The sequence below is a fragment of the Paenibacillus planticolens genome, from assembly GCF_013141725.1.
Lineage (GTDB): Bacteria > Bacillota > Bacilli > Paenibacillales > NBRC-103111 > Paenibacillus_E > Paenibacillus_E planticolens.
On record NZ_WHNZ01000037.1, the window covers coordinates 1 to 18,647 of the forward strand.

Annotated in this window: 9 protein-coding genes and 7 pseudogenes; 11 read left to right on the forward strand and 5 right to left on the reverse strand. The window is 45.0% G+C overall.

Annotation, left to right across the window (positions count from 1 at the left end; translation table 11 throughout):
* Positions 1–192: VOC family protein (locus GC097_RS33910; RefSeq protein ID WP_512699050.1), on the forward strand; the 192-nt coding region annotated here is incomplete at its 5' end.
* A gap of 935 nt (positions 193–1,127) precedes the next feature.
* A complete protein-coding gene (locus tag GC097_RS16235) occupies positions 1,128–2,267 on the forward strand; it encodes a zinc-dependent alcohol dehydrogenase (protein WP_171684351.1) in 1,140 nt (379 codons plus the stop codon).
* Between the two features lie 127 nt (positions 2,268–2,394).
* Here the strand turns inward: GC097_RS16235 and GC097_RS16240 are convergent, their stop codons facing one another.
* From GC097_RS16240 to GC097_RS16250, 3 genes and pseudogenes are all read right to left on the reverse strand, one after another.
* Complete coding sequence (locus GC097_RS16240; protein WP_376768396.1) at positions 2,395–2,598, reverse strand: GlcG/HbpS family heme-binding protein; 204 nt, start codon at positions 2,596–2,598, stop codon at positions 2,395–2,397.
* Positions 2,599–3,312: 714 nt separating this feature from the next.
* Positions 3,313–4,407, reverse strand: a complete 1,095-nt coding sequence (locus GC097_RS16245) for an L-dopachrome tautomerase-related protein (protein WP_171684358.1) — start codon at positions 4,405–4,407, stop codon at positions 3,313–3,315.
* A gap of 602 nt (positions 4,408–5,009) precedes the next feature.
* Positions 5,010–5,537, reverse strand: a pseudogene (locus tag GC097_RS16250) (Nramp family divalent metal transporter); the annotation flags it as partial.
* A gap of 361 nt (positions 5,538–5,898) precedes the next feature.
* Here GC097_RS16250 and GC097_RS16255 point away from each other — a divergent pair.
* On the forward strand, positions 5,899–7,896 hold the full coding sequence (locus GC097_RS16255) for a heavy metal translocating P-type ATPase (protein ID WP_171684353.1): 1,998 nt from the start codon (positions 5,899–5,901) through the stop codon (positions 7,894–7,896).
* Here GC097_RS16255 and GC097_RS34980 read toward each other — a convergent pair.
* Both GC097_RS34980 and GC097_RS16260 read right to left on the reverse strand, forming a co-directional pair.
* Positions 7,847–8,083 (reverse strand): annotated as a pseudogene (locus GC097_RS34980) (ZIP family metal transporter); the annotation flags it as partial. The gene GC097_RS16255 and the pseudogene GC097_RS34980 sit on opposite strands and share 50 nt — an antisense overlap.
* 99 nt (positions 8,084–8,182) lie before the next feature.
* Positions 8,183–8,530 carry a DMT family transporter gene (locus GC097_RS16260; RefSeq protein ID WP_171684359.1) on the reverse strand — a complete coding sequence of 116 codons (348 nt, stop codon included), beginning with the start codon at positions 8,528–8,530 and terminating at the stop codon, positions 8,183–8,185.
* Between the two features lie 546 nt (positions 8,531–9,076).
* Between GC097_RS16260 and GC097_RS16265 the strand changes: the two genes are divergently transcribed.
* The 8 genes and pseudogenes from GC097_RS16265 to GC097_RS34310 all read left to right on the forward strand — a co-directional run.
* Positions 9,077–9,211, forward strand: a complete 135-nt coding sequence (locus GC097_RS16265; protein ID WP_376768397.1) for an IS3 family transposase — start codon at positions 9,077–9,079, stop codon at positions 9,209–9,211.
* Between the two features lie 647 nt (positions 9,212–9,858).
* Entirely contained in the window at positions 9,859–10,038 is a 180-nt protein-coding gene (locus tag GC097_RS16270) for a hypothetical protein (protein WP_171684354.1), read from the forward strand.
* A 439-nt stretch (positions 10,039–10,477) separates the two neighbouring features.
* Positions 10,478–11,746 (forward strand): annotated as a pseudogene (locus GC097_RS34290) (exo-beta-N-acetylmuramidase NamZ family protein); the annotation flags it as partial.
* A 129-nt stretch (positions 11,747–11,875) separates the two neighbouring features.
* Positions 11,876–13,327 (forward strand): annotated as a pseudogene (locus GC097_RS34295) (serine hydrolase domain-containing protein); the annotation flags it as partial.
* A 43-nt stretch (positions 13,328–13,370) separates the two neighbouring features.
* Positions 13,371–14,609, forward strand: a pseudogene (locus tag GC097_RS34300) (exo-beta-N-acetylmuramidase NamZ family protein); the annotation flags it as partial.
* Positions 14,604–15,449, forward strand: coding sequence for a cohesin domain-containing protein (locus GC097_RS34305; RefSeq protein ID WP_246294288.1), 846 nt, complete (start codon positions 14,604–14,606; stop codon positions 15,447–15,449). The pseudogene GC097_RS34300 and the gene GC097_RS34305, both read left to right, overlap by 6 nt.
* Before the next feature lie 28 nt (positions 15,450–15,477).
* Positions 15,478–17,562 (forward strand): annotated as a pseudogene (locus GC097_RS16285) (glycoside hydrolase family 3 N-terminal domain-containing protein); the annotation flags it as partial.
* A 36-nt stretch (positions 17,563–17,598) separates the two neighbouring features.
* A pseudogene (locus GC097_RS34310) lies at positions 17,599–18,387 on the forward strand (cohesin domain-containing protein); the annotation flags it as partial.
* Between the last annotated feature and the right edge of the window lie 260 nt (positions 18,388–18,647).

Here is an 18,647-nt window from a genome sequence, read left to right on the forward strand (position 1 = left end):
CCTATGTCTGGTACCGCTGATTTATGTTTTATAACGGATATTCAAATGCCCGATGTAATTCATCATTTAGGGGACTGCAAAGTAATAATTGAAGAAGGTCCTGTAATAAGAACAGGAGCATTAGGATCGATAACATCTGTTTATGTAAGAGATCCAGATGGAAATCTGATAGAAATTTCTAATTATAACTGAACTAACGGAACACGATAGTTAAATACCAGAGGGGTTGCCATGTGGCAGCCCTTCGCTCAGCTAAGGGGCAAGATAGTTCAAATTTAATCAAAAGTGTGAATGATAGAAGATAGCATCGGTCATCCGACATATATACGGCGCTTCCAATGTAAAATTGAAGTGAGAATTTCAGTGATTTTCCAAGCAGATTTGCTGTTTGACTGCAAAATGAAAGGGGAGATGTAACCATTTTCTTATGAACACCCGGAGCGGGATCCCCGTACACAGGATACCTGGATGGCCAAATACTGCCTCCATATATCAAGGACATCCCACACATATCATCGCTGGGGATCCATTTGACTTATTAACTGACGATGAAAAAGAATTTATCTTACTCTATAAATTGAACATAACTGCGATAAACTTGCCTGTGAAGAAACCAGTCTTGAAGCAGGACTAGGGGCTATTAAAAAATGATTAATAATCAATTACGTCTGGAGTACGGTGAATACAGAGATTTCATATTAAGAACGTTAGAGGATAGGATAACCTTACTGATGACGATCGGGTTGAATCATTCAGAACAACAGTAGTCAATTAAGGAAAACTCTCTATTATATAGACCATAACACTAGCGTTGCATTAATTTTATCTGAATCTTCATAATCTCCTGTCTTTATTGAATTCATACACAAAAAAATCCTTTACAATGGAATGGCAGGTAGTTCCTGTCCAACAAATTCGCTGCTCTTCAGCTTTTCAAGGTTAGGGGGGATTGGAACTACCTTCAGAATTTACTTTCACGTGAATCGTTCCGTCTTCCGTCTCCTTTCTTGTTCCTAGGCGCTCCGCGGCTGTTGAAAATACCGTCATCGAATGTATGATCCTCATTCTTCAATTCCATAATAGAATTATGCATGCAAATTCAAGGCATGTCATAACAGGAGGCGATTATGAAGGCTGTAACTTTCAATGGCATGAAGAACATGCAAGTGACGCAGGTAGCGGATCCGACGATTCAGAAAAAAGACGGGATTATCGTCAGGATTACCTCGACCGCCATATGCGGTTCCGATCTCCATATATACCAGGGGGCGATTCAAGCCCAAACCGGATACGTGGTCGGACATGAACCGATGGGCATCGTCGAAGAAGTGGGCCCAGAGGTGACAAAGGTCAAAAAAGGGGACCGGGTCGTGCTCCCGTTCAATATCTCGTGCGGCAGCTGTCATTACTGCCAGCATGAAATGGAGAGCCAATGCGACAACTCCAACTCCAACCCCCAAGTGGATACGGGAGCTTACTTTGGGTTTACCGAACGTTACGGGAATTATTGGGGCGGACAAGCCGAAATGCTTTACGTACCGTACGGCAATTTCATGCCGTTCGTTATTCCGGAGTCATGCGAATTGGAGGATGAGAAGCTCCTGTTCTTGTCCGACGTGCTGCCGACGGCCTATTGGAGCGTGGACAACGGCGGCGTGAAGCAGGGGGATACGGTGGTGGTGCTCGGCTGCGGCCCCGTCGGCTTGATGGCGCAAAAATTTGCCTGGATGAAAGGGGCCAAACGGGTCATCGCGATCGACAATCTCCCGTACCGGCTGAACCATGCCAAAAAAATGAATAACGTCGAAATCTTCAACTTTGAAGATTTCAAAGACATGGGGCTGCATATAAAAGAAATAACGCGCGGGGGTGCGGATGTCGTCATCGATTGCGTCGGAATGGACGGCAAGAAGACGCCATTGGAGGAGGAAGAGCAGAAGGCCAAGCTGGTTGGCGGAACGCTCAGCCCGATCAACATCGCGATGAATGCGGTGCGGAAATTCGGCACGATTCAGATTACGGGGGTATACGGTTCTAAATACAACCAGTTCATGTTCGGAAATATTTGGGAACGAAACGTGAAGCTGACCATGGGACAGGCGCCCGTGATTCATTACATGCCGATGCTGTATCAAAAAATTATGGCAGGCGAGTTCGATCCGACGGAGATCATCACGCATAAAGTGCCGCTCGATCAGGCGCATAACGCGTACAACACCTTTTACAACCATGCGGACGAATGCATTAAATTCGTCCTGAAGCCTTAAATGATGGCATGATAAGAGGGGCTGTGCCATGGGGGATTGTACCCTGAGGGACAGCCCCATGTGTTTAGCCGATTTTTCGTCAATATTGGCGGGACCCAGTTTCGTTATAGGGCTAAAACCGCCAGGTTTACAGCAAGCTCCCGGAAGACCCGATCCGCGCCTTCGGATAGGTTTCGAAAGCCCGCACCGCCGCTTTCGAAACCTCAATGTCGTTTGCGACCGTACTGCCGCTTGCGCCGACCGCCCCGACGATTCTCCCTTCGAACGACAACGGAATCCCCCCTCCGAACACGACCAGGCGTCCGTGCATGGTCGTATTGATCCCGTACAGCTCCCCGCTCGGGACGCGTTATCATAAGCGATCGAGAGTTTTGGGTGGCGGATAGCATACGGCTTCAGAACCGAATCATTCGATGACTGGATATCCGTTTTCCCGACTTTACTACAGCTTTTTCGGATTGATCCTGTAAGCGATCCATGGCGACGCTTTATGAATTCCCTGCTCCAGCATACTTACCTGGGGTGACTACAGCAGTAGTCATAGCAAGCTGGAGAAAGCACATGAAACGAGCAGGCGGAACCACAGAGCTAGAGAAGGCTGCTCAGTTCATCGCTTCTCAGCTAGAAGTATAGGAGAAACGACAGCTATCCACGAAGCCAAACAAGATTTACGCCGACTTCTCGATGAGTATTGTCGCATTGTTAAAATTCTAGAGATGATTGAACAAGAAATCCTATTGCTCTTGGGATAAGATACCTTTAACTCATCTGCTTCGCTCCATTCAAGGTCTTGGACCTATTCGTTGCTGCTATTCTTTCGGGTGCAGCTGATCTAAGTCTGTATTCTCATGGGCTACAACTGCTGAGAAGAGCAGTCCGTTGTTTCGGAAATGGCATGAACATAATGTACGAGTAAGACACATGAAAAAGTTATACGATGAAAATAAAGTTCTAGACTGAAAGAATTGATCTGACGGGGTTTATGAGGATTGAAAATCGTCAAACTTCGAAAAAATAGAGTCAACTTTGTAAAGTGGAATATTTATTAAAAGGTAGGAGCAGGTGGTTCGTCTATTTTCATACGGAGTAAACTATAAGGCTTCTGCCGCAGGTCATTTCCATAATGAAATCTTGCCTGCCGATGTAATTGGTTCACGATGAAATATAAGTATTGATCTGGACTAATCGAAAAAGTATCCGGCCATAATATTCTCGGATCATGTGCGATCGTTTCCATGATGCCATTCGGCAATATCTTTCGAATACTGTTGTTTTCGTAATCTCCAGCATAAAGGGTTCCTTTTGCACCGGTGATCATTCCATCTGAAGCACCTTTTTCTCCCCAATACTTCACGTGATCCTGTAAATTCATATCCGGTATCATTCGGTCTCTTAGGACTTCCGTTGAAATCGAGTAAAGATGTCGACTGGAGAGAGGACAAAAATACAAAATCTGGCCGTCCGGGGAAATCGCTATACCATCAGAGGCCAATCTAAAGGGTGAAGTAGATCCATCTTTGTTTCGATTCATCAGGATTTTACCTTCGACTTTCGGTAAAAGAAAGAGATCTGCCGAAGTCGAATTTGCCCCGTTTAACCGTCTCCAGGCATAACCCGTTTCTAAATCAACGACAATAATGGCACCCGGTCCTTGGGAAGACGAATCCGTTATATAAGCATAACCTGCTTTACCAACACGAAAATCAAATCGGACATCATTCAGATAAGTGGTTGGCAGGACAACATTCTCTGTAAATGTAAATACGCTTCTTATGGTATTTGTATTTAAATCTACAGCGACTAACTTCGCCCCCCCTTTGATGGGTTCTGAGAAATTAGGAGCCCCCGTATCCAGTACCCAAAGCGTTCCCTTTCCATCAGCAACGACACTTTGGACACTAATGAAGGACGTTGTGATATTCGATTGGCTTACCAAATTAGCGTCTAAACTAGGAAAAGGCTGTAATGTACCGCGAACGATTTCAGCCACCGTAAATTTAACATCGTCTCCCCATCTTGGAAAGCAAATAAAAATGCGCCCAGTCTCAGAAACAGTAACGCCTGTAGGCATGGCCCCGTAAAATAAAAAAACCGCTTCAAACTTACCGAAATACTTTTCACTCGGTAACATCATTTGTATAAAATCCTCCTCAACAGGTTCGAACTGCTATCACCTATATATGACTGAATGTGGTTCAAGTGCCTGGATAATAAAATATTTTTAAGGGAACCCCGCATGTTCGTGTCTATAACGGACAACGAGTAAACGGTGTTGTGCTTTTGCCTAAGTATCACCTCCCACGAGCATGGAACGAAATTTATTGCTGAGGCGCTCGTTTTTTTACAAAGCTGAAATTTATCCATCTACAGGAATCTAACGGATAACGATAGTTCCAAGGGGGAACTTGCTATAAAACAGCGTTTTTCTATTGATAAGTCGGTATGGTCTAATACACGTGAAAAAGGTTATAAGAAACAGAGTTATGACATCGTATTCGGTTATTGGGGACAAAATTATAATTGAATACAATAGAGTCTATGTAATAAAGGATGGCGAAACGATTGAAGTTGTGGAGCCACAGAGAAATAAATCGTTCTGGTAACAAAATTTCTTGGATTTTTAAGGTTAAGAATTCTACAATTCTGATCTTGAATTATATTCTAGGATTATGTCTAGATGGATTTTCGTCATATTGCTTATTTGGATTTGGAAGAAGAAAAGAATACTATTTTGGCTTCTTAAATGACAATGGCTTCGATATAGCGGAAGCCTTTATTTTGCAGCATGAGAACCAGGATAACATCGAAGGAAGTAATTAATACCCCATATAGCAGTGGAAGACCAAATAATAAATTCAAGGCAATAGCTGATCCGATTACCTCGGCCAGATCACACGCGGCTATAGCCAGTTCGCATAAAATCCAGAGTCCGAAATTCACAGGCTTACTATAATGATCACGGCATGCCTGCGCAAGATCTCTACCTGTTGCGATGCCTAACCGAGCCGTTAAGGACTGAAGTACAATGGCCATCAAGTTAGATATTAAGATGACGGACAATAATTGATAATTGTATAAGGACCCCCCAGCTATACTGATAGCCCAGTTTCCAGGATCCATATAACCCACGGCAACCAGATAACCGGGACCGGCGAAGGCTAGGAGCTTCCGGAAGAAACTTCCCTTTGTTGGGATAGGGAGGGTTTTGTAAACTTCCGGGAGACTGTTTGAAAATCTTTTTCGCCTCCATCCTGCCTCTGGAGATGACAGAGGTTTTGATTATTGAACAATAGGTTCCATTGGACACCTTCTTTCCTTCTTACAATAGTTTTGTATTAAGGCAACATTTGGACTAATATTTTTTATGTATTTCCTGATATCTACAATGTTATCCTACACCAAAAAAATTGCCTCTACAACAAAAAGTTTCACTAGGGAAAGAAAATGCGCTTTATTTTTATCGCGATTTAAATTATAATAATTATTGTAAAGTTGGTTATAGGCAAAAAAATTGAATGAAGTAAAAACGAGAATCATTCTCGTTCAACGTGCTGCTCCTTCGTGGAGCAGCATGTGCTGTTTTAAGGGAGTTAATAATGGATTTCATTCTCAATGAGGAGGATTGATGGTTATGAGACCGGATTTTCAAACGGCAGATGGCTACGCCAAACAACAGGAGGTTAACCTTTCCAAAATTAAGGATAAAGAAGGACGGGAATGGTTTAATCGTTACGGGGAAGGTATGGCAGCATTAACAAGTGGGATATTCATTGCTATTGCATGGGGGATAGGAAGCAGTTCTCAATCATGGTCAATTGTTTTCTATTTGATCGCATTTGCTGTGGGGGGATTTGTGAAGGCCAAGGAAGGCTTGCACACCCTTATCGCAGAGCGCGATCTCGACGTTAACTTACTGATGATCATTGCAGCTATCGGCGCAGCCAGCATCGGGTATTGGACAGAAGGTGCGGTACTTATCTTTATTTTCTCGTTCAGCGGAGCTCTGGAAACTTACACCATGGATCGGAGCAGCAGAGACATTTCTTCGTTGATGGATTTGAAGCCGGAGACTGCTGTATTGTTTAAGGATGGTATAGAGACGATTGTTGCTATCGAAGCTCTGACGGTTGGGGATATCGTTTTGATCAAACCTGGAGAACGTATTCCGTCTGATGGTGTTGTGCTTGAAGGGGCATCTGCTGTGAATCAATCCTCTATTACGGGCGAATCGGTTCCGGTGGATAAAGGTGAAGGGGATGAAGTGTTTGCCGGAACGCTGAATGGCCAAGGGGCTCTATTTATTGAAGTGAGTCAATTAAGTGAATCCACCTTGTTCGCCAAAATTATTCGTCTTGTGCAGGAAGCACAAAGCGAAAAGCCTGCTTCTCAACTGTTTATGGAGAGGTTTGAACGCATCTATGCAAAGTCCATCATTTTGATTTGCTTGCTTTTAATCGTTGTTCCTCCTCTGTTATTCCACTTGGCATGGGATCAAACCTTTTATAAAGCGATGGTGTTTCTGGTTGTAGCGTCACCTTGTGCGCTGGTCGCTTCCATTATGCCTGCTATGCTGTCGGCCATATCTAATGGTGCGAGAAAGGGGCTCCTTTTTAAGGGAGGCGCACATCTTGAAAATCTTGCCACAATTAAGGCCATTGCATTTGATAAAACAGGCACGCTGACATCAGGAAAACCCTTAGTCACGGATATCCTTTCATTCCAACAATTAGACGAAACCGAAATGCTGAGCATCGCCGCATCGTTGGAAAGCTTGTCCGAGCACCCGTTAGCCAAAGCCATCGTACTTGAAGCTCAGGAACAAGGGGCGGCATTTGATCGCCCATCTGATTTTCGTACGCTTACGGGTTGGGGAGTTCAAGCACAATGGAAAGGGGATTTGTGGAAAATAGGGAAACCAGCCTTTCTGGATGATGCGTTTAGGACGGAAGAATTGAAGGCAGTCATTGACAGACTGGAACGTGAAGGGAAGACGGTAACGGTGATGCACAATTCGCAGGGAGTTGCCGGTGTAATCGCCTTACGAGACAAAATTCGCTCTGAGGCTAAACAGGCAGTGGCCATGCTCAAAGCCTTAGGTGTTCAAGTTGCTATGCTAACCGGCGATCAGAAACAAACTGCCGATGCAATTGGAAAAGAACTGGGAATTGGAATGGTTTACGCCGATTTATTGCCGGAAGATAAAGTGAGCCGAATCAAGGAGCTGAAGCAAACATTCGGCAGCATAGCCATGGTCGGTGATGGCGTCAATGACGCTCCAGCCCTGGCAACGGCTACCGTCGGAGTTGCTATGGGGGTAGCTGGAAGCGACGCGGCGCTTGAAACAGCAGATTTGGTGTTAATGAATGATGATATAGGGAAAATTGCTGAAGCCATTGTACTTGGCAAACGAACAAAAGTTATCATCAAACAAAATATTATTTTTGCTATGACCATTATCATCACGTTAATAGCAGTCAATTTTATCCAAGGCATTGCACTACCTTTAGGGGTAGTTGGGCATGAAGGAAGCACGATCCTAGTCATTCTTAACGGATTGAGATTATTGCGTCAACGAGAAATTATCCAAACCAAACGAGTAGGCAAATCATTATTAAAAGTCCAAGGATAAATGAGAATGTGGCTTCTTTTTCGTGCCCATGACCATGCGTTTGCGGAATTAATTCTTTATATACGATGAATAGCATCGCACCGGCGGCTATTCCAAGGATGGAACGAGGGCGAAATCCCTGATTTTTAATAAACAAGGTAATAAGCAAGCTTTCCGGCGCATTTTGCAATCCATTAGAGAGAGCGACCTACAATCTGTGAAAATAGAATGAGCGACTATGATGTACGGATCTCATGAAAAAAGATGCAGGCGCACTTATCGTGCGACCTGCATCTTAATAGGGGAATTATTTTTGTTTCATGATCACAATACCAATCACAATAACACCTAAACCGCCCCAGGTTTTCCAATTGGGAATCTCTTTCAGAAATATGTACCCCATTATTAATGAGATCAAGATCTCCAAACACTTCGCAACTACAAGAACATAGCTTAAATTTTCGGTGGATTTATAGCCAAATCTGACACCGTAGCCAATGCACATATTTGCAATTAAAAAAAGAGGCAGCATCAGCAGTTGAAACTTTAAAGTAGACCAAAAATACACATCAATATGCTTGTTTTGATAAGAAAAAATAAAGTTGATAATGGATAGACCTCCGAATAAGAGTGTAAAACTGTACAAATAGAACATAGAAACCTCCAATTTTGCCATTGCTCCGATTCATGTTTTTAATACACGACGATTTTTAATTCAAAATGGGATTCATTAGTTTTTAATGTTTCCTGAAGCCAACTTTTTTATCCACGTGCAGGAATTTAAAAATATTTTGAATGGGACGGATTGAATATTCGTGGAAATCGGATATAATGATGATAATGATTATCGTTATTATATTCGATGAGGGGTTTTAAAATGAATTTTCTGTTTCCGATAACTACAATCGTCTTGATTGTTCTTGGAGCATTTTGTATATTTATTTCAATCGACAATAGTAGAAGAACCTTGCTTAAAAGAACAGACCATATGGACAAAAAACAGCAAATTTATTCCATGGCTTCGAATAAAAAAATTGAGGGTTAGAAAATCAAACTTATTAATTCACTTGCGTAATCAGTAAATGAATAATATTCATGAGTTCAATAAAAAAGCTGCCATCGAGGCAGCTTTTTGTGTGTGCAACGGGCAGTCGGGTATATCGCATCCAGAAGCTCGAGGATGGAGTGTTAAATCACTCTGATCGCAACGCGGGATGAAGCGAAGTCCAAAATATTTGAATATATTACCTGCTTCTACTATGGAAAAAGAATACATTCATCCATAGGGCACCTCTCACCCAACCGATACGATCGTACATTCCTAGAAACGGTGTAATTCTCTCGGTCTAATGTGTCTAATCAACTGACAGAGGTCCAGCTTTTCGGAGGAGGGAAGCAGCAGACAACCCAAAAAGGTAATTTATCCTTCATTTCCATCCTTTATTTGTGACATAAATGATTTAAAATGACAATTCTGCATAAATCCATTCCGATATACTATTTCTATTAATATATAAAACACACCCATTTTTTGGTGAAATATTGCTGGATATTAAATGAATATTCCCTTTTCTAGCGGCTAAAAAAGGCATCTTTCAGAGATTACAGTTCGTGAAATGTTATTTCAATAATTGTTAAATTAATAAAATTTTATTTTACAGATTCTTGGTTTTCTTTTATACTCAAAGTATCACGAAGATAAAGTCGGTGATGCAGGTGTCTTATTTTATTGGGATTGACGGAGTAAGCACGAAAACTTTCCGCCAAGACGTGTGTCGGCCGGGCAATGCAGAGGCATTTGTCTGTGTCTGGCCGGAGTCGACAGTGACGGGGAAAGGCAATATTTCTTTCATCTTTTTACCGGCTGCCTTCAGAAACGCGGGATGTTATTCCTCATTTCCCTTCGTTGACGGCTGCATTAGGGGAACCTTATGGAACACTCGCCATTGATTTTCGGTATCATATTGAGAGCGCTATCAGAAAATGCTCGATAACCAATGCAGTTCATTTGAAGAAATATTAAGCGCCTTAAAGTATGCCAAGCAAATCGGGGCGAGAGAACGGGCAAGAAGCATTGTCACGTCCGTTACAGGCGTTCCGTACGCGGAAGCTGACCGCATCTTGAAGGAAACAAACGAACAATTCAATCTTGCCATCATTTGAAATGAAGCCGGCGTTTCAACGGACATAGGCTTAACCCACATCGGCTGCTGTATTTCCTCACATTCATTTACCCGCAAAGCATACAAACTTCTCCCAATTTTCCTGCTAGGCTTCATCCACATCGACCAATGCTGCATGATTTCTCCAAAAGATATTTGCATTTGCTTCCCAGAAAACGAATTTTCACGAATCTTTCACTTAGCCAAATGTTGTATGCAGACAACAAAACTTACTTGAATATCGGCAATTTGCCGGTCGGTTTTAAATACTGAAGCAGGATGGATTTACGTTGAACCGGTTACCAAACTAACTTGGGGGGGTGGTCTGAATACCTGGTAAGTAAGTGGTATTCGATGTATCCGCATAAATCGCTGCATTAAAAAGCGTTACAACGAAACTGGATGTAAGCACTTACAAAAACTAAGAGAGGTGAACGAGGATGAAGAAAGGCCTGAGTATGATTTTAATGGCTGTTATGATGCTTTCTGTTTTTAACGTAGGGTGGGCAGCACCTGCTGTTTACGTGGAAGCTCCCTCACAGAAGGGTGGGCAGCAGGAAAAGCTTAAGCTTGGTGTAGAGGTTCTCCTTGAGGAGCAAATCAGCCTTTTGAAAGGCAAGAATGTCGGGCTCATTACAAACCCGACAGGTGTCGATCGCGAACTGAACAGTATTGTGGACCTGCTCTACCATCATCCTGACGTAAAATTAAAAGCGCTTTACGGCCCGGAACACGGCGTTCGCGGGACTGCACAGGCAGGAAATTATGTAGAATTCTATATCGATGAAGAGACGGGACTGCCGGTTTACAGCTTATACGGCACAACCAGAAAGCCTTCACCGCAAATGTTGAAGGATATCGATGTGCTCTTGTTTGATATTCAAGATGTTGGAACACGCTACTATACGTACATATATACAATGGCATTGGCAATGCAAGCGGCCAAGGAAAATAATATCAAGTTTATCGTGCTGGATCGCCCGAATCCGCTTGGCGGTACGAAAGTAGAAGGTCCTGTCCTTGAAAAAGGGTACGACTCCTTTATCGGCATGTATGAAATTCCGCTTCGCCATGGTATGACCGTAGGGGAATTGGCCCAGTTGTTTAACCAGGAATTCAAAATCGGCTGCGACTTGACCGTAGTGAAAATGAAAGGTTGGGACCGTAACAGCTATTATGATGAAATCGACACAGAACGACCTTTGGACTGGATTCTGCCTTCCCCGAATATGCCGACTCTGGATACCGCGATCGTATATCCCGGAGCCGCTTTCTTTGAGGGAACGAATGCATCCGAGGGACGCGGGACGACGAGACCGTTTGAATTGATTGGAGCTCCTTTCATTAACGGAATCGATTTGGCTAAAAATCTCAATGACCTGAACCTTCCTGGCGTCCAATTCCGAAGCGCCTGCTTTACTCCTGAGTTCTCCAAGCACGTGAACACGCTATCCTGCGGCATCCAAATTTATGTTACCGACCGCCAAAGCTATAAACCCGTAGAAACGGGCCTTGCCATCGTGAAAAAAGTTTATGATATGTATCCGACGAAGCTAACCTTCACTTCGCAATTCAACCTTCTCATCGGCAATGGTTGGGTCGTAAATGAAATTAAAAAAGGCACCTCGTTGGAGGCAATTGTCAACGACAGCCGTTGGACCGGAGGATTGCAGGCATTTATGCCAATTCGAAGCAAGTATCTGCTATATGGCAATGTGGCGGAACCGGAAATCTCCTGGTATAAGCCGAAGAAATCGAATCCTGTTCTTATAAACGGTTCAGCAGCTTCCGTCGGCATGCGCCAGGAGCCACTTGATCAAATTGACGCTGCGGTAAACAAGCACATCCAAAATAAGCTTCTGCCCGGCGCTGAAGTGCTTGTCGCCCGAAGCGGAACCATCGTTAAGCAAGACGCATACGGTTATGCCTACCAATATGAGGATGGTAAGTTTAAACTGGCGAGCGATCCGGTTGTCATGAAAAAGGATACGATCTTTGATGTCGCCTCGGTCAGCAAAATATTCACCTCGACGGCTGTGCTGAAGCTGTTGGAGGACGGATTGATCCATAGCGTTGATGATCCGGTCATCAATTATATACCGGAATTCGCCAAAAACGGCAAAGAAAAAGTAACAATTAAACAACTGTTGACCCATACGTCCGGTTTTGTTTCCTGGATTCCCCTGTGGGGCAAAGCGGCCACCCGCGAGGATACGTTTAAGCTGGTGCTTGAATACAAACTCGACAAAGCGCCCGGAACGAATTATACGTACAGCGATTTGAACATGATTACGCTAGGCGTCATCGTCGAGCGGCTGACAGGTAAGCGGCTGGATGCCTATGTGAAAGAAATCATTACCGATCCGCTTGGCATGCATGATACGATGTACAATCCGCCTGCCTCGCTAAAATCGCGCATTGCCGCAACAGAATATCAACCCGGAACAAACCGTGCGATCGTATGGGGTGAAGTCCATGATGAGAACGCTTATGCGCTCGGCGGGGTAGCCGGTCATGCCGGTGTATTCTCCACCGCACATGATCTGGCGATCCTTGGCCATACGATTTTGAATGACGGGAAGTATGGGGATACTCGAATTCTGAAACCCGAAACGGTAAAGCTGATGAAGGAAAATCATTTGCCTAATTTCCCGGAAAACAAACACAGTTTGGCTTTCGAGCTCAATCTGGGATGGTACATGGATGCATTAAACGATGCGGGGTCATTAGGCCACACCGGATTTACAGGCACTTCTATCGTTCTTAGCCCTACCAACGATACGATCCTGATCCTGCTTACAAACCGCGTCCATCCTTCGCGCGATATGGGTTCCATCAACCCTGTCCGCAGAGATGTGGCCCGCTTGGTGGGCGACAGTATTAAAATAGCGATTCCAGGGGATGGAACAGCCTGGTTCTCGGGTTACGGAGATAATGTGGATAACGTTCTGCAGGCAGAAGTGAATTTGGCGGAAAAAGCAACCTTAAGTTTCGACACCATCTATTCTATTCAAACGTCTGCGGACTACGGGTACATCGAAGCTACACCAAACGGTACAACCTGGACACAAATCCGACCTGCTCTGAACGGAGACAGCCAAGGTTGGAGAACAATCACGGTAGAAGTTCCTGCCGGAACCAAATCGATACGGTTCCGCTACAAAACCGTTGGCACTAGTTTCCAAGGAAGCGGCCGGGGATGGTATATCCAGAACGTTAAGGTGACGACTTCAACTGATGAATTAACGCCTGAATTGGCCAGTGCGAAATGGCAAATTCGTATGTACTAATAAACGAAGGGTTGATCTAAATCTAAAATAGAGGTGAAAAAAGATGAGGAAATACCTAGGAATTATCTTGGTGATTGCTCTTATGCTTACTGTGTTCAATGTAGGATTGGCAGCCGCATCCGAGCCGAACACGGGAGGGAAAGAGCCATTTAAATTGGGAATCGAGGCACTCCTTGAAGATCACATCGATCTCATTAAAGGAAAAAAGGTGGGACTGATCACGAACCCAACCGGTGTCGACCGCAATTTGAACAGCATCGTCGACCTTCTGTTTAAACACCCTGACGTTCAGCTCAAAGCTCTATACGGACCTGAGCATGGGGTGCGCGGAGATGCGCAGGCAGGTGTCTATGTCCCATTTTATATTGACGATAAGACTAAATTGCCTGTCTACAGCCTGTACGGCTCGACCAAAAAACCGACGCCGGAAATGCTGGCGGACATCGACGTGCTCTTGTTTGATATTCAAGATGTGGGCACCCGCTTCTACACGTATATTTATACGATGGCCTATGCCATGGAAGCGGCTAAAGAAATCAACATTCCTTTTATCGTTCTAGACCGTCCCAACCCGCTTGGTGGTGTTAAAGTGGAAGGCCCCGTTCTAGAGCCCGATTACTCCTCCTTCGTCGGCATGTATGAAATTCCGCTTCGTCACGGGATGACTGTAGGGGAGCTTGCCAAGCTGTTCAACAAAGAATTCGGCATCAACTGTAATCTTACTGTAGTGAAAATGCAAGGATGGGACCGCAACAGCTTCTACGATGAGCTACCGATCCCTTGGGTTATGCCTTCGCCAAACATGCCGACCCTGGATACGGCCATGGTTTATCCCGGCGCGGCATTGTTTGAAGGAACGAATGCATCAGAAGGGCGCGGCACGACGAAACCGTTTGAACTTATTGGCGCCCCTTATATTAACGGAACCTTACTAGCAAAAAAATTGAATGATCTGAATCTTCCGGGCGTACGCTTCCGTACAGCTTGCTTCATGCCCAATTCAAACAAACATAAAAATTTGCTTACATGCGGTGTCCAAATTCATGTCAGGGACCGTGACGCTTACAAGCCTTTGGAAACTGGCATCGCTATCGTAAAGGAAATTTATGATATGTACCCATCCATGCTGACATTCACCGAACATTTCAACCTTCTTATGGGCAATGGCTGGGTCCGTGATGCCATCAAGAGCGGCGTTTCGCTCGAGGCGATTACCAGCGACAGCCGTTGGGTGGACGGATTAGAGCAATTCAAGCTGGTTCGCGGCAAATATTTGTTGTATGGCAGCCCAGCAGTAACGTTTGAAGCTACATTAACCGGCGCTAACAGTGTCTATGCGGATGAAATTTTCGATCTGAATTATGGTCTGAACAATGTGAACAACAGCATTTATGCTCAAGATCTTACAATCACTTATGACTCAAGCAAGGTCGAATTTGTTTCTGCAGAATCTGTGAAAAACGGATTCCAAATCGTTGAGCAAGCCAATCAACCGGGAAAGGTACGCATTCTGGCAGTGAGCTTGGGAGAAGACAATGCCATCAAGAGCGGGGGGGATTTTCTCAAGCTGCGTTGGAAAGCGAAGCCGGATGCAACTGCATCAACTACGATTGTTTTATCCAACATCGTTGTTGCGAACGGTGAGGGTAAAGAAACGAAGTTGGATAGCACTTCCCACAATATCAACATCATCACTTCAGTCGATAAAGCGGCATTGAACGATTTGATTTCCCGTGCACAAAGCGCACTTCATGCTGCTGTTGAAGGTACGCAAGTCGGTCAATATCCGGTTGGATCGAAGGCAGTGCTGCAGGCGGCAATCGATCAAGCGAAAGCAGTGGCGGACAGCGCATCGTCTACACAGGGGCAGGTAGAACAGGCAATTACCGCGTTAAGCAGTTCGCTCGTTGCATTCGAGGCCTCCAAGATCGTTAGTCCAGTTGGAGATTTGAACGGGGACGGCAAGATTAGCATCGGGGATTTGGCGATTGTGGCGAATTATTACGGAAAAACGAAGGAAGATCCAAATTGGGAAACAATAAAGTTTGCGGATCTTAATAACGACGGAGTCATTGATATTGCCGATCTGGCGATTCTAGCCAGACGAATTCTTGAATTGTAAACCATAATCATTGAAAGGAGATTAGCCGATGAGCATACAAAAATCGAAGAAAAGCCACAACTGGTTAATGCTGGTTCTCGTGTTCACCCTTCTTTTCTCACAATTGGCGGCAGTAGGAACAGTGGGAGCGAGTCAGGCCGACGACCCGGCAACGGATTTGGTGATTTATCAAAACGTCCCGCAAGTGCAATCTCAATTCCAGAGTAGCGGCATTCAACTATCGGCGCTGCATATATATGCTAAGGGACATTATACGAAGGCGGGGAAAGGACTTACGTGGTATTCATCCAATCCGAATATCGCGAATGTGAACGCGGAAGGGCTTGTCACCCTTACCGGGCAAGTCGGGAGTGCCGTCGTAACCGTGACGGATGGCGTATTCACCGACCGGATCACCGTCGATCTTCATACGCAGCCGATTGTCACCAAAGAGAAGGGCGCAAGGTACGATCTGATCAAACGGGCGGTCAAGGGGCTTACTACGCAGGAGAAAATCGGCCAGATGCTCATGCCTGATTTCCGCACGTATGGAGGTAAAAACGTCACCGTACTGCCTCCGGAAGTAAAAGCGCTTGTACAGCAGTATCATCTGGGCGGCATCCTGTTGTTTCGGGAAAACACGGTGACGGCGGCACAGTCGGCTCAACTGGTTTACGACTATCAGATGGCTGCCGACAAATTCGGATTATTAATCAGTATCGATCAGGAGGGCGGTATTGTCACGAGACTGCAGTCTGGAACGGATTTCCCCGGCAATATGGCGCTGGGCGGAACACATAATGCGCAGCTCGCTTATCAGGTGGGCAAATCCATCGGAGAAGAGCTGAATGCGCTTGGCATCAACTGGGACTTTGCTCCGGTTTTGGATACGAACAATAATCCGGATAATCCGGTAATCGGCGTGCGTTCCTTCGGTGAAAATCCGCAGCTTGTCGCTGAGCTCGGCACGGCTTATATTAGAGGTCTGCAAAGTGTGGGCGTAGCGGCTACAGCGAAGCATTTCCCGGGACATGGCGATACCGCTACCGATTCCCATTTAGGGCTTCCCTCTGTGCCCCATAGCAAGGACCGGCTGAAAGAAGTGGAACTGTATCCGTTCCAAAAAGCGATGGAAAACGGGATTGATGCAATCATGACAGCGCACGTTACTTTCCCGCAAATCGATTCAACGACAGCGATTTCCAAAAAAGACGGAAGCCCGGTCAATATACCTGCAACGTTGTCCTACAAAGTTTTGACTGAATTGGTTCGCGGAGAGATGGGTTTCCAAGGCGTAATCTCGACAGATGCCATGAATATGCAGGCCATCGTTGATCATTTCGGTCCGGTAGACGCTGCTGTACGGGCAGTCAATGCCGGAGCGGACATTATTCTTATGCCCGTTGGGCTACAAACTGTAGCGGATGGTCTTCTCGAAGCGGTTCAATCCGGACAAATTTCGCAAGAGAGACTCAATCTTTCCGTTGAGCGCATATTGACGCTTAAGATGAAACGCGGGGTGTTCAAGGAAGAAAATCCGAGAGATATTAACGACCGGATTCAAGAAGCAAACCGTGTGGTCGGATCGGCTGAACATAGAGCGCTGGATAACGAAGTTTCCGCTCGTGCCGTTACTTTGGTGAAAAATGATAATGATGTTCTGCCACTTAAACTAGACGGTGGAAAAAAGGTTGTTGTAGTCGGCAACACTTCGATTACAGCCCTGTTTAATGCAGTGAAAGCGGATCATGGCAACACTACGCTCATTTCGACGACCAGCTACGTTTTGACGACGAGCCAAATGAATGAATTGAAGAGTGCCAACGCTGTCATTATCGGCACCAGCACGTCAACCGCATCTGCCAGAGCGACGTCGAACGCCCAGATGAAAATGGTAAGAGATATTAAAAGTGCTGTTAGTGCACCGGTCATTGCCGTCGCTTTGCGAAATCCGTATGACATAATGGGATATCCGAACCATGTAGACGCTTATCTGACTCAATACAGCTATTTTGCAAACAGCTCCCAAGGATCTGCGGATGTTATATTCGGCGTGAAGCGACCGGCTGGTAAACTTCCGGTTACGATCCCGAGCTATGAAGGCGGAATCTTGTATTCTTATAATCATGGATTAAGAACGATGACGAGCGCAGCCTTGAATGGTGTGAGCAGTGTTGTCGGCGGCATGACATTTGATTTGACCTATGGTTTGGAAGGTGCAAAAGAAAATATTTACGCTCAAGACTTCGTCGTAAAGTACGACCCTAATAAAGTACAATTCATTTCCGCCGATTCTGTCAATGACGGCTTTGCCATTGTGGCAAATAAGGAAGCGCCGGGCCAAATCCGTTTCATTGCAGCGAGCCTGGGTGAAGGAAATGCTGTTAAAGGAAACGCTGATCTCCTTAAATTAACCTGGCGCGCTAAACCGACTACCGGATGGGCATCCATTTCCGTATCCAACGCGGTTGTCTCCGATGCTGCTGGTAAGGAAACCGAAGCCGAAGTCGCTTCCCATGCCATATACATCAGCGCGGTTGATAAAACGGCATTAAACCGTCTCATTACAGAGTCACAGGATGCGCACAATGCTGCGGTAGAAGGCAGCAAGGCCGGCCAATATCCGGAAGGATCGAAAGCGAAGCTGCAGGCGGAAATCAACAGCGCTAAAGCAGCGGCAGACAATGAAGCAGCTACCGATTATGAAGTAGCAAAAGCCATCTCGAAATTAAGTACGGCATTGCAAACGTTTATCGATTCGGTCATCGCCCTCACCCCTGATGACCTGAACGGAGACGGCAAAATCAGCATTGGCGATTTGGCCATTATGGCTCGTTACTATGGCAAAACATCTGACGATCCGAATTGGCAGCAATACAAGGCAGCGGATCTTAACGGCGACGGGAAAATTGACATTGTAGATCTTGCCATTCTTGCAAGAAAGATTTTGGAATCGTAATACCCGAAATCACTTTAACGAATGCGCAAAATTGCGGACATGGCTCAAAGTCGAGCTTATGTCAGAAGCACTTCATAACTAATTTTTATTTCAGTCTTTTTGATCGTTCCAATCTTTATTTGTAATTATAATTTCACCAAAAGACCAGCAAACCCTTGAGTTTGCTGGTCTTTTGCACTTAAAAACATATATGCCCCTAACAGTTATTAAAGCCTGCTCCTGATCTGTTTGTATTCAATCATTGATTCGACACAAGAACA

Bases quoted from the DNA above. Each gene is read 5' to 3' on its own strand.
- GC097_RS16235 (WP_171684351.1), top strand. From the start codon at position 1,128: ATGAAGGCTGTAACTTTCAATGGCATGAAGAACATGCAAGTGACGCAG.
- GC097_RS16255 (WP_171684353.1), top strand. From the start codon at position 5,899: ATGAGACCGGATTTTCAAACGGCAGATGGCTACGCCAAACAACAGGAG.
- GC097_RS16260 (WP_171684359.1), bottom strand. From the start codon at position 8,530: ATGTTCTATTTGTACAGTTTTACACTCTTATTCGGAGGTCTATCCATT.
- GC097_RS16270 (WP_171684354.1), top strand. From the start codon at position 9,859: ATGCTCGATAACCAATGCAGTTCATTTGAAGAAATATTAAGCGCCTTA.